Annotated in this window: 7 protein-coding genes; 1 reads left to right on the forward strand and 6 read right to left on the reverse strand. The window is 67.7% G+C overall.

Annotated elements, in window-relative coordinates; translation table 11 throughout:
• Nucleotides 1-91: 91 nt before the first annotated feature.
• From MSB02_RS05040 to MSB02_RS05065, 6 genes are all read right to left on the reverse strand, one after another.
• Complete coding sequence (locus MSB02_RS05040; RefSeq protein ID WP_267194147.1) at nucleotides 92-2,485, reverse strand: AAA family ATPase; 2,394 nt, start codon at nucleotides 2,483-2,485, stop codon at nucleotides 92-94.
• A gap of 38 nt (nucleotides 2,486-2,523) precedes the next feature.
• The gene (locus tag MSB02_RS05045; RefSeq protein WP_267194148.1) at nucleotides 2,524-2,961 is read right to left on the reverse strand and encodes a T3SS (YopN, CesT) and YbjN peptide-binding chaperone 1; all 438 of its coding nucleotides are present in this window, start codon (nucleotides 2,959-2,961) and stop codon (nucleotides 2,524-2,526) included.
• Between the two features lie 139 nt (nucleotides 2,962-3,100).
• A complete protein-coding gene (locus tag MSB02_RS05050; RefSeq protein WP_267194149.1) occupies nucleotides 3,101-5,233 on the reverse strand; it encodes a WD40 repeat domain-containing protein in 2,133 nt (710 codons plus the stop codon).
• Nucleotides 5,209-7,611: a WD40 repeat domain-containing protein gene (locus MSB02_RS05055; protein ID WP_267194150.1), complete on the reverse strand. Its 2,403-nt coding sequence runs from the start codon at nucleotides 7,609-7,611 to the stop codon at nucleotides 5,209-5,211. The genes MSB02_RS05050 and MSB02_RS05055 overlap by 25 nt, the downstream gene beginning before the upstream one ends.
• Entirely contained in the window at nucleotides 7,608-10,112 is a 2,505-nt protein-coding gene (locus tag MSB02_RS05060) for a RyR domain-containing protein (protein WP_267194151.1), read from the reverse strand. Before MSB02_RS05060 ends, MSB02_RS05055 begins: the two co-directional genes overlap by 4 nt.
• Before the next feature lie 28 nt (nucleotides 10,113-10,140).
• Nucleotides 10,141-12,531 (reverse strand): AAA family ATPase, encoded by a 2,391-nt coding sequence (locus MSB02_RS05065; protein ID WP_267194152.1) that lies wholly within the window; start codon nucleotides 12,529-12,531, stop codon nucleotides 10,141-10,143.
• Between the two features lie 150 nt (nucleotides 12,532-12,681).
• On the opposite strand from MSB02_RS05065, the gene MSB02_RS05070 reads away from it, so the two are divergent.
• Complete coding sequence (locus MSB02_RS05070; RefSeq protein ID WP_267194153.1) at nucleotides 12,682-13,035, forward strand: hypothetical protein; 354 nt, start codon at nucleotides 12,682-12,684, stop codon at nucleotides 13,033-13,035.
• Nucleotides 13,036-13,098: the final 63 nt, after the last annotated feature.

Genomic DNA, 13,098 nt, shown 5'->3' on the forward strand with positions numbered 1-13,098 from the left:
GGTACCAATGAATCCAGCCCTGGATATGACCTACTCGCAATTGGATATCGGATAAGTCTACCCACATTGCTGAACGTGCCCGGCGCTCGGGTTATGCGCCCTCCTTCTCAGGGGCTTCGGCGCCAGCGCCATCAGCGGCTGCCGACAAGACCAGCGTGCCGTCCTGCGCATCCACCTCCACCGGGGTCCCCTTGGCGATCTGACGCCTGATGATCATGTCCGTTAGCGGATCCACGACCAGGCTTTGAATGGCGCGGCGGAGCGGGCGGGCGCCCATCGTCTGGTCGTACCCGGCCTCCACCAGCACCTCGATAGCGGCCGGCGTGGCCGTGACGGGCACCGGCAGCCGCGAGAGCATGTTCGCGGCGATCTCGCGGAGCGTGTCGCGGCTCAGCGGATTGAAGAACACGATGGCGTCGAACCGGTTCAGGAACTCCGGAGCGAAGTGCCTGCCGAGCTCTCGCCGCACCGCGCGCTCCACATCCTTCTGCGTGAGCTCGTGCTCAGCGGTAGGCGCCTGGAAGCCTATGTCGCTCCTCTCGCCCTGGATCTGTGCCGAGCCCACGTTCGAGGTCATGATGATGACGGTGTTGCGACAATCGACGTTACGCCCAAGGCCGTCCACGAAGCGACCTTCCTCGAGCAGCCCCAACAGGAGTTGGTGCACCTTGGGGTGCGCCTTCTCGATCTCGTCGAGCAGCACCACCGTATACGGGTTGCGCCGTATCCCCTCGGAGAGAATGCCGCCGCGCTCGGAGTCGCGGTAGCCGGGGGGCGAGCCGATGAGCCGCGAGTTGGCCCACTCATCCGTGCACTCGTTCATGTCCACGCGGACCATGCGGTTCTCGTCGTCGAAGAGCGCCTCGGTCACCGTCTTGGCGAGTTCGGTCTTACCGGTGCCCGTTGGGCCGAGGAACAGGAACCTGCCGATCGGGGCGTTCGGCTCGCCGGTGCCGGCGCGCGACTTGCGGATCGCCTTGGCCACGAGCGCGATCGCTTCCGGCTGCCCGGAGACCCGCTTTCGCATACGCTCCTCGAGCTCGAGAAGCTTGTCCATCTCGTCTTCCTGCAACTTGCCCACCGGCAGGTTGGTCATCATCGCGATGGTGAGTGCGATGTCCTCGTTGTCGATCACCAGCGTCTCTGGCAGCGCGGCCTGGCCCCTCTTGCCCTCGAAGAGCGCCCTGCGCTCGTCGCGGGACAGCTCCCCCAGATCGGTGAACCCGTAGAAGGCCCGTAGCCGCTTCTGGGAGCAGGCTTTGTCGAGCACGGCGATCGCCTTGTCCGGCAGCCGCCGGTCAGGCATGTAGCGGATGGACATGTCCACCGCCGCAAGCAGCGCGTCGTCCAAGATGCTCACGTCGTGGAACGCCTGGTAACGCTCACGCAAGCCGAGCATGATCTCGGCGGTGTCGTCGCGAGACGGCTCCGTGAGCGTGATGATGCCGAAGCGGCGCCACAGCGCCGGGTCCTTCTGCAGGAACTCGTTGTACTCGTCGGTGGTGGTGGCGCCGATCACGCGCATGCGTCCGTCGGCCAGCGGCTGCTTGAGCATGTTGGCGGCGTCCACCGCATCTCCCCCGCCTGCGGCGCCCGCGCCGGCAAGCATGTGGATCTCGTCGATGAAGAGGATCAGGTTGGGATCGGCCTGCGCCGCATCGATGAGCGTCTTCAACCGCTGCTCGAACTGACCGCGATACATCGTGCCGGCAACGAGCGAGCCCACCTCCACGGTGCGGATGGTCACGTTCCGCAGACTCTCCGGGACGTCGCCTTCCACGATCTCCACCGCAAGACCTTTCACGAGCGCCGTCTTGCCTACGCCGGCTTCACCGAGGATCAGTGCGTTGGGCGTCTTGCGGCCCGTCAGATGACCGATGAGTTCGAGCAGCTCGCTCTCACGCCCGGTCACCGCGTGCAATTCGCCCTTGCGCGCCATCTCGGTGAGGTCCTGGCCGAGGTTGTCGAGATCGCTCTTGGGCGTCCCGCCCGGCGAGCTCGTCTCGGACTGCTCGGCCTCCTTGCGCTCGACGTAGCGCGAAGCATCCCAGCCGCTCTTGAGCATGTCCTTGAGCCGGCCCACCAGGGCGTCGGTGTCGGCCTTCTGCTCGGCGAGCACCTGTGCGGGGATACCGCCTTCATCGAGCAGCACGGCGAGCAGGATATGCGGCGCCTCCACGACGTCGCTGCCGAGCGACGAGGCCCAGCTGGCCGCCTCATCCAGCATCGTCTCGGCCTCAGGCGTGAAGACCGCTTGTCCCGTGCGCTTGCTCCCGGTCGGGTCCGCCTTCTTCCTGATGTCGGCCGAGAGCGCTCCCGTATCGATGCCCGCACCGCGGAAGCAGCGCTGTATCGCAAGATCCTCCAGGTCCATCACGCCGAGGAAGATGTGCTCCACGCCGATTCGATCATGACCCATACCCGCCGATGCCATGTCGGCCCTGCGCAGGGCTTGCCTGCCCGAGTCGCCCAGATTGTCGAGCATCGCGCCCTCCCGTCACGTGGCTTGTGTGGCAGTGGAGCCTAGAACCCCCGGCCCGCCTTGTCCCCACCGAACTTCTGCTGGATCTCGTCGTCGTACTTGTCGGCCATCGCTGCGGCCACGCCGATCGCCACGTGAAGCTCCGCACGGTTGAGGAAGCTGCCGAGCAGCGTCTCTTCGAACCCCACCGCCCGCTGCTCCGGATGGATGGCGAGCCGCCCGAAGATGAACCGCGAGCTCTCCTGGGCGATGTACATCGCCAGGTCAGGCGTGATATCCAGGTTGAGGTTGGTCGGGGCGATTATCTGTACCACGGTCATGTCCTCACCGAACTCCTGCGGCACAAGGTGCACCCTCACGCCCTCGCCGAACGGCACCAGGAAGTCATCACCCGAGTCCTTGAAGTACTTCAGGCCCAACTCATCCAGGTACTTGGCGATGAGATCCCTGAGTTCCTGCACGCGCTCACTCTCGGCCACGCTGTCCACCCCCGTCGTTACGTCACCTGGCGCCGGCGTCCCCCGTTCCACCGGCGCATGCGTTCATTACTGTGTACCCCACACACTGCGGCGTCACCGCCGCCGGTCCTCCACGCGATACGCTGACGGGCGACGCCCGTCAGTTTGAGCCCCCGATGATCTCAAGCACATGCAGCGCTCCACCCTCGTCGCCGCACGCGATCCGTTGGCGCGCGGGATGAGCCGCGACACACCGAACAGCGGCCGGAAGCGACACCACAAGGATGGGAAGCCCGGTCTCCGCGTCCCACAGGCGCACCGTGCGATCCCTGCCCGCAGAGGCGACCCAGCGTCCGCCGGGACCGAAGGCGACGCAGTCGACCGGGCCGCCGTGGCCTGTGAGGCAGCGGATCTCCTTACCGCTGCCGGCATCCCAAATTCGGACCGTCCCGTCGTGTCCGGCCGAGGCGATCGACCTGCCGTCGGGGCTGAACGCGCACGCGTTCACCTCGGCTGCATGGCCCTTCAGTACGTGCATGGCGGTCCGACGCGAGGTGTCCCAGACCTTCAGCGTGTGGTCCCAGCTCGAGGTGACGATCCGTGCATTGTCGGGGCTCAAGGCACAGCCGGTGATCCTTTCACCGTGAGCCTGGATGCTCCGCACCTCGCTCCCCGCAACGACGTCCCATATCCGGAGCGTCCGGTCGCCACCGCCCGAGACGGCGTGATGGCCGTCGAGCATGAAGGCACAGGCGTAGACCGGGCGCAGGTGCCCTTTGAGCGTGCGTGCTTGCACACCGCGCCCGACATCCCACACGCGCAGCGTGTCGTCATCGTGGCCCGAGACGACCGTGGCGCCGTTGGCGCTGATCGCGCATGAGAGCCCGGCGGTCTTCGCGGTGCTGAGTGTGCGCAGCACCCGATCGCCGGCAGCGTCCCAGACCTTCACCGTGTCATCCGCGCTCGCCGACACGATGCGCGCCCCGTCGAGGCTGAACGCGCAGCCGTTGACCGCGGCGGTGTGGCCAGTGGAGACACGCGGCGGCGCGTCGGAGACCGCATCCCAGACCCTCAGCGTGCGATCCTCGCTGCCCGATACGATCCACGTGCCGTCCGGGCTCACGGCGCAGGCCGAGACGCGCCCGGCATGCCCGACGATCGTGCGCATCTCGGCGCCGCTGCTCACATCCCACACCTTGAGGGTCTTGTCGTCGCTCGCCGAGACGACAGCGCTCCCGTCGGCGCTGAACGCGACCGCCTTGACGGTCGCCGAGGCCTCGACGCGATACACTTCCCCGCCTGCGCTCCTGGGGCCGAAAGCTCGTTCGACGGGATCGACGACTCCGCGTGCATCCCGCAGGTCGATGGTGGTGTAGGCGTCTCCGGCATCGTGGCCCCGCAGGACCTGCAGCGACCGTCCGCTGGCGGCGTCCCAGACCCTCACCGTGTCGTCCGCCGCTCCCGACGCGACCAGGCGACCGTCGGGGCTGAACGCACACGTGAAGACGCCGTACTTGTGCCCTTTGAGCGTGCGGACCTTGCGCCCGGTCGACGTGTTCCAGATGCGCACGGTCTTGTCGCTGCCCGCCGAGGCGATGAGAGAGCCATCGGGGCTGAACGCACAGCCATTCACACTACGCCTGTGGCCCTTCAGGACGCGGATCTGCGTGCCGCGCACGGCATCCCATACCCTCAGCGTCGTGTCCTCGGACGCGGAGACGATGAGCGACCCGTCGGGACTCACGGCACAGGCCGTCACACGCCCTTCGTGCCCGGTGAGGCGGACGAGACGCTCGCCGGTCCGCGCGTCCCAGACCGCCACGGCACGGTCGTTACCCGCCGACACGATCCGGCTGCCGTCGGGCGTGAACGCGCACGCATTGGCGCCGCCGCGGTGCGCCTCCACCGCGTACACCTCAGCGCCGCTGGCGGCATCCCACACTCTCACCGACCAATCGCCGGCCGAGGCGATCCGCGTACCATCGGGGCTTATGGCGCAGCCTCGCACCTCGTCTGTATGGCCCGTCAGCGTGCGCGCCAGAGCCTTCGACTCGCCGAAGCGTGTCAGCAGCCTCGCCCACGGCGCGGCCCCCGGGCCGCTGCGGCGGTCGCGCTCGCCGCCCACCAGTGCGGCCACGGGGCCGTCGTCCCACTGCAGCCGGTTGTGCAGCTGCTGCCACACGGTCTCCGGATGGCCGGCGAGGACGTGCGACTCCTGCCCGAGCGCTCTTTCGAGGCTCTCGAGACTCGCGCGCTGTTCGCCTACGGTCATCGCCGCCCTGACTTCCGCCACCACGGCTTCTTCTCATCCGTGTCACTCGCAGCCGAAGCAGGGTGGCTCGCGACGTGCGACGCATCCGTGAGCACGAAGTCGTTCACACGCAGCCGCAGGCCGCAACCGTGGGTAGGACACGTGAGATCCGAACCGCAGTCGCTCATCCTGACCGGATGCTCCTTCAGGCAGGCCGGGCAGCGGACCCGCAGTCCGTGCAGACCTTCTGTCGCCGTCACGATGACCGGGCCGCTGGGAAGGCCGATGAAGTCGAGGAAGTACATCGCACCGTTCGCGTCTCCGCAGAGCGCGCGAAGCATCCACGTGTGCAGGGCTACTGAGAGCAGCCAATACGGCAGCGGGATCACCAACGCCTGCAGGCCGCTCTCCACGTTCCACACCCGCAGCGTCCCCGCTTCATCCACCGAAGCGATCCAGCAGGCGTCAGCGGTCACGGAGCAGCCCGTCACCGCACCTGTGTGGCCCGCGATCGTACGGCGCTCGACGCCCGTGGCCGCATCCCAGACCCTGAGCGTCGTGTCCTTGCCGGCCGAGACGATGAACACGGCATCGGGGCTCACCGTGCACGCGGTGACCGCCCCATCGTGGCCTGCGAGTGTGCGTACCTGGCGACCCGTGGTCGCCTCCCACACTCTGAGCACACCCTCGCTGCCCGCCGATACCATCCATGCGCCGTCGGGGCTCACTGCACAGTCTGTGGGCATGCCGGTATGCCCGCTCAGCTTCCGCAGCCCGTTGCCGGTGACCGCGTCCCAGACCCTGACCGTCTTGTCACTGTTCGCTGACACGACCGCGGCGCCGTCTGGGGTCACCGCACATGCCCGGAACCTCCCATACTCACCCGTAACCGGTCGGCCGCTGTGCGCCACCAGCGTGCGGATCTCACTGCCAGTGGCGGGATCCCAGACCCTGAGCGTGTTGTCTGGGATGGAGCCAGGCTTCATACGGGTGGAACTCGCGGAGACGATCCAGGTGGCGTCTGGGCTCACCGCGCAGTCGTTGACCGCGCCCTGGTGGCCCACAAGCGTGCGCGATTCTCTACACTCGCCCGCGTCCCAGACCTTGAGCGTTCCATCAAGACTGCCCGACACGAAGAAGCGTCCATCGGGGCTCGTGGCGCAGGCCGGTACGCCGGCATCGTGTCCTGTAAGCGGCGTGGGTCCTGCGAACCCCGATACCTGCCATACCCTCAGTGATCCGTCCTCGCCGCTCGAGACGGCGAGCGTACCGTCGCTCGCGATCGCACAACCACTCACCCGGCGACTATGGCCCACGAGCGTGCACCGCTCCACGCCGGTGGCCGAGTCCCACACCTTGAGGGTCTCGTCGTCACTGGCCGAGAGGATCCACGCGCCGTCGGGGCTGATGGCGCAGGCGTTGACTCCACCCGTGTGGCCCGTGAGCGTACGAAGTTCCTTGCCGGTGGCGACATCCCAGATCCTGAGCGTCTTGTCGGCGCCGGCCGAGACGATCCGCGTTCCGTCGGGAGTCACCTCACACGCCCTCACCCCGGCGGTGTGACCCGTGAGCCTGCCCACCTCACGCCCGGTGTCCACATCCCAGATCCGCAGTGTGTTGTCAGGTGTAGAGTCCTGCCTCGCCCGGGACCCTCTCGTCAGGGGCTGCCTCCAGACGCTGGCCGAGACGACCCACCCACCATCGGGGCCGAACGCGCACGCCATGACCCCTGAGCTATGGCCTTCGAGCGTGCGGAGCTCCGCGCCGGTGGCCGCGTCCCAGATCTTGAGCGTCCCATCCGCGCTCGCCGAAACGACCTTGTCGCCATCCGGACTGAACGCGCAGCCATGCACCCAGCTGGTATGCCCGCAGAGTGTGTGGAGCTCCTTGCCCGTCAGCGCATCCCAGATCCTCACCGTCATATCGCGAGCGGCCGTAGCGATCCGGGAACCATCTGGGCTGATCGTGCATGCCATGACCCCTGTGCCGCTTACTCCAGCGCTGTGACCTGCAAGGGCACGGAGTTCCTCGCCGGTGGACAGATCCCATACTGTGAGCGTGTTGTCGTCGCCCGCGGCAACGGCCCACCTCCCATCAGGGCTGACGTCGCATCCGTTCAGCCAGCCTCCGAGCGAATCCGAGCGCACGAGTGTACGGATCAGCGCCTCAGACTCGCGGAACGGATTCCGCGTCCTGATCCACGGCGTTCCTCCGGGCGCGCTCCGGCGTTCTCGCTCCATCTCAAGCAGCGAAGCCATCGGCCCCTGCCGCCACTGCAGCCTGTTATGCAGCTGCTGCCAGAGCAGTCCTGCATGCCTGTTCAGCACATGCGCTTCCCTGCCGAGAGCCGCATGGACCTCGGCTATCACAGCTCGCTCATCAAGCAGACCGGGTGCGCCCCCTGCCACGTGTCGTCTCACGCCCTCTTACGGACCTCGTAGCCCTGCCTGGCAAGCGTCTCCGGTATCGCGCGGATGAAGGCGCGATCGTACTCGCGGATGGGATCGGACAGATCCGACCACGGAACGAGGTACGGCGAGAGCCGCTTCTTCACGTCCTTCATAGGCCCGTAGCGCCAGCCCTCAAGGAGCCGCTCGACGTTCCACCGGCCGTGCTCGATCTCGGCGAGGACCTCTACCTGCTTCTCAGGGATCACGTACAGCTCCGGTTCCCGGTCGGCAACCGGCACGGCCTCGAGGCCGATGAGAGCGAGTTTGGCGAAGATGTCGCCCGCGTGCTGCAGGCTCGAACGCCGGAACTCGGGGATGAGCTCGTCCCAGGAGGCCAACGCCGGCTCGTCGGGCCGGAGCTCGCGCTCCTTGTCCCGGCGGTACACCTCGTGCATCTCGCGCGCGATCGCCTCCCGAAGGCCCTCGGGCACCGGCACGCAGGTACCCCCCACATAGGCCCGTATCGAGGCGGCATCGGCCGGCATGTCGATCAAGCGCTCCGAGTCGCCCCACCGCGTATCGGGCACGAGCTTGGCGGCTTCGCGGCCGCTGTCGGTGACTAGCGCCACCGTGGCGCCAAGGGCAAGCGCGATACGGTACTCGGCGGCCGAGATCCGCCCGCCGTTGATGCCGATGAGCCTCACCCGCGCGGGATCGATCTCCGCAGCCACGATATCGATCCACGCCTGCAGCGGTCCCATGGGCGTGAAGCCCGCGTCATCGATCGCACGCACTTCCGAGTAGCGCTCATCGAGCGTTGCATCGATCGGCAGGAGCTTAGGGAGGTAGCTGAGCGCGTGGATGGCCGGGTTGCTCCCGGCCGCCTCGCCGACGAACCCGCTCACGCCCTCGCGCGTCCCGCCGCCGATGACGGTCCCGCAGAACTCGGCCATGCCGCGCACGAGCATGTCGCGATAGCGCTCGAACTCGTCGGCGCGCGCGGGGTCGCATCCGCCCGCCACCATCACGACCGGTTCGGCCACCGGAGCCGCACCTGTTGTGGCGAGTCCACGTACGACGGCGCTCGTCGCCTTGTCGGGGAAGCGGGCGGCCAGGGCCACCTGCAGCAACCGCACCGCCCACGGGTATCCCGTGAGATGTGCGGCGGCCGGGCCTATGCGTTCGAGCATGCCCAGCGCCGTCGAGGGCTGGTGTGCCGCCTCGGAGCGCTCGACGCCCTTGGCGTATGCATCGAGAGCGGCGTAAGGATCGCCCTGCAGCAGATACAGGAACCCGGCCGTAAAGTACGAACCCGGGATATCCACGCTGGCAAGCGCGCGCGACTCGCAGGTGCGGATCGCAGCGGCGATCGCCGGCGCCGCCGCCGACGTGGGGCCGAGGTCGTTGCCGAGGGCGATCTGGTACTCCAGGTACCCGGCGAGCGCGTGAGGATCGTCCGGCAGCGCCTCGAAGGCGCGCTCGAAGGCCTCTCTCGCCTTCCGGTCGTCCACGCCGCGCCACGACTCCGCGAGAGCAAGCAACGCCGACGCGCCGGCGTCCGGGTCCCCGGCCGCCTTCTCGAGCAGCGCCTGACCGCGCCGGTACGTCGCACCCTTGGGGGCGCCCCGCCCCTTGCCGCAGTACGCGACGCCGAGTTCGCGCAGAACCGGCGACTCGCCCGAACGCTCGAACGGAGACAGCGCGTCGATGGCATCCGCCCACGACTCGGCGGCGTTCGCCACTCCCGCGAGGCGGAGAGCAAGACCCATGTTCTCCGGATCGTTCTCACGGACGAACCGCAGCAGTTCGAGCTCCTCGGCCATCTGTTCGCGCGTCATGTACGCCTTGTAGGAGGAGACGAACCGCCGCATGTCGGCGTGGACGCGCGACATCGCGCCGTCGGCGGTCTCGAGCATCGCCGCCAGTCGCGCGTACTCGCGCCGCCACACCTCGGGCGCCTCGAAGCCGCCCTTGTACAGCAGGTCGTGGCCCACATCGGCCCACGCATGCTGCAGGAGGGTGCGTACCTGGATCTCGGCGCGCGGGTTGGACATGCCGCGCTTGCCGCCGTAGAGCCGCGCGGGAACCTTCACGGGGACGTCTTTGGTGGGGAACACGCCGCGCTTGAACGTGACGATGTAGTGGACCGAGCGGTAACCGAACTCGGCCGTCTTCAGGCGTCTGCCGATGTCCTCCGAGTTGGCCCAATCGATCTCGAAGTGCTCCTCGATGAAGCGCGAGACCCGCTCCACCTGCGCTTGCGTGTGCACGATGATGCGCCCTCCGCACAGGTCGGTGAGCTGGTCCACCGGTTGGCGGTACTTCTTGCACTTGCGCAGGCATTTCTCGGCGAAGCTGGGGATGCCCTTGGCGCGCACCTGCACGATGGCAAGCGGCGCGTACAGGTCGGCGGCGTGCTGCAGCACCTGCGCGAGGGTGTCGCCGAACAGCACGTAGTCGGACCGCCGTTTCGCGTACTCGGCAACCTGGGCGCTCGCCCACTCGGTGGTGCAGGGCTTCACATCGTCCACGCCAGAACCCCCATCCTCGGACTGCGGATCATTCAGCAGGAAACGCCGCGAGCGCCGTCTCGTAGTCTTCCAGCAACGCATAGACGCCCGTGTAGAGCGTGCCTCCCGCGCTCTCCGGCCGCTCGATCACGCCAACGCGCGCGGCCTTCTCCTCCAGGAACGTGAAGTCGGTCAGCGCCTCGTAGACGGCCTGCCACTCCCTGGCGCCGGTGAGGTGGTACGGAAGCTCGCTCAGCGCTCGCGCGCGACCGCTCCACGAGCCGTCGCCTGCGGGATCGGCCATCGTGCGGAACATCGAGGCCAGCGTGGCATGGCGTGCGGCACGATTCCCTTCGAGGTACCGCTTCGTGGCCACCTCGGCCAGTTCGCGATGGTAGAAGGCGAGCAGCGACGCACCCTCCGACGAGCGCGTGCCCAGATAGGGCTGCAGGTCGAAGAACAGCCGCGACCAGACGACCACCGGCAACCGGGACGGAAGCGAGCCGTCGGCGGGCCGGTGCTCCGGCCGCGTGCGCTCATTGAACTCGCCGAGAACGCCCGTGTCCTGCTCGGCGGGGAAGAGGCTCAGGATCTCGTCCTCGGCAAGGCCCATCGCGTTGCGCGAAGCCGCAAGGTAGGCCAGCGTGCGGCCTACAAGGGTGGCGCCATGCTCGCGCTCGAGCCGCTCGTAGAGCGCGGCCACCATGTCGCGCACCCGGTCGCGGATCCCTTCAGGCTCGTCGTACGAGCTCCACCTGCGGGCCGTGGCGAACGCGAGCCGCAGGTGCAGCGGCCGCTGGCACTTCCCGAAGGCCGACATCACCGCATCGCGCTGCGGGCCCGTCAGCGTACGCTCGGCAAGGGCGAGCCACCTGTCGAGCAGCTTCTCCCCCTCGGCTACGCTCATCGGGCCGAGCTCGAGCAGCGCGGTCTCGGGCAGCATGTGCTGGAGCGTGCCGAGGGGACCGCTCATGGCGGCACGGTCTCCAGCGGCCTGCTCGCGCGGAGAGCGCTCATCCGCCTCTTCCGCGCGGATCGACGTGACGAGCCGCACGCCCTCCGGGAGCGAGGTGGGCAGCCAGGAGAACCCGTGCGCACCGTAGCCCGTTGAGAGCTGGTCGAGCGAGTCGATGAACAGGAGCAGCGGTCGCGTCGATCCCGCGGCCGCGAGCCGTTCGCGGAAGGCATGGACGAGCTCGTTGAAGTCGCTCGGCGTCTCTCCTTCCAGACCGTAGGCCGTGCCGATGTCCATGAAGAGGCTCTGCAGCAGGAGCCGAAGGTCGGCGGACGCCGGTGTGGCCCCGATGAATCGATGGATGACGACGGCGTCCGCATGCGCGCCACGGGCGTCCTCGATCGCCTGGGCGAGCAGGGCCGACTTGCCCGAGCCGCCGTAGCCCCAGACCAACAGCGGCGAGGCGTCGCCCGAGTCGAGATAACGAGCGATCGCCGCCCGGTACTCATCGCGCCCCGTGAACGACGACCCTCGCTCGATGCGGAAGAGCTCATGTGCGGCCGCCTCGTCCGCCGAGGTGGTCTCGCTGCCGCCGAGCCGCTCGATCTCGGCGTCGATGACCGATGTGAGGGAGCCGAAGACGTCATTGCACAGCTGGTCGATGTGACCGGTCGACGGGGCGTCTCCATCCCATGCTGCCGAGTAGCGCTTCACGTTGCTCTCGCCTATGCCAGAGCGCAACCGCCCCTTGAGGTCTGCGAGCAGATCGACGGCTTCCGTATCGACGGCGCCTTCCAGCGTGAGATCACGGAAGCGTTTCGCCGCTGCGCTCTCCGGCAGCCCGCTTATCGTACGCAGGAACGCGAACACGCTCTTGGCTTCGACCTCGTCGTCAAGCGCTCCGGCAAGGATCTCCTGCTCCGTCGCGGACGTCGTGTACTTCACGAGGGCATCCGGCCCCAGCTGCGCAGCCCCGGCGGCCGTGCGCAGAGCGGGCGCAAGAACCGCCTGCGCCTCGTTCCAGGCGGCCTCGGTCTCGTCGGTGCGTGGCTGGAGGCGGTAGACGCCGGCGAGCTCCTGGCCGGCTGGGGCCGCATTGGTGTCGAGCCTGTACCAGGTATCTGCCAGGACGGCCGCCTCCGGGTCCAGCTCCGCTCGCACCGCCTCGAACTCGGCGCGCGGGACCTCCTCCGGAAGGGGGCGCCATCCGTAACGGTCGCCGAGGAGCACGAGGAAGTTGGGTCGCGGTGTGACCTCCTGGCAGCGGGCGATCTCGTCCAGACAGATGCGCATGGTCCGCTGACCGGCTGACGCCTCGTCGCCGATGCCCCACCTGAGGTCGATCGCCTGGAACGAGTAGCCGCTCGCCGCACAGTGATCGCGCAGCCTCGGAAAGACGCGCTCCTGCAAGGCGTCCCGCTCGGCCTTGAGGTCGGCGAAAGTCGATGAGATGAAGACGCGGAAGACTCTATTCGCTTGTGCCATATGCCCCCCTCGATACCCAGACTGTACCCTTTGGGCATATGTGTACAGTCCGTCACCCTGTGCCCGAATCCTGCCCGGATACACTCGGCTCCGAGCGTGACTCCTCCTGTCTGGGAATGATGGTTCTGTCCGAGAAGGAGGACGGAAGACATGATCCGAGCGATGAGCCCGTGCAAACGCGGATCCTGGATGGTGGCGATCCTGCTCATGGCCGTGAGCCTGACGCTCGGGGGCTGTGGAGAGGAGACGGCCACCGGCACGATCGAAGACTACGAAGCCGTGACGACCAACGCGGAGGAATCTCCCTGGATCGGTGTGCGTCTGGACGACGGAAGATACGTCAGGGCCTCTATAACGCGGGCTCAGGCGGATGAGACCGGCATCTCCGCTGAGACAGCGGCGGGGGGTGACCAGCAGGTGGAGGTCCTCATGCACTGGAAGCTGTCCTTGGGGGACATGACCTACTGGGAGTTCGTGCGTCTCGTGGAAACGGACGAGGAGTGACCGGGGGCAGTCTGTCGGCTTGTGCCGTCTCCGCTGTCCACCCCGACCTATACGCAGGCCCGG

Source organism: Anaerosoma tenue, assembly GCF_023161965.1.
Classification (GTDB): domain Bacteria; phylum Actinomycetota; class Coriobacteriia; order Anaerosomatales; family Anaerosomataceae; genus Anaerosoma; species Anaerosoma tenue.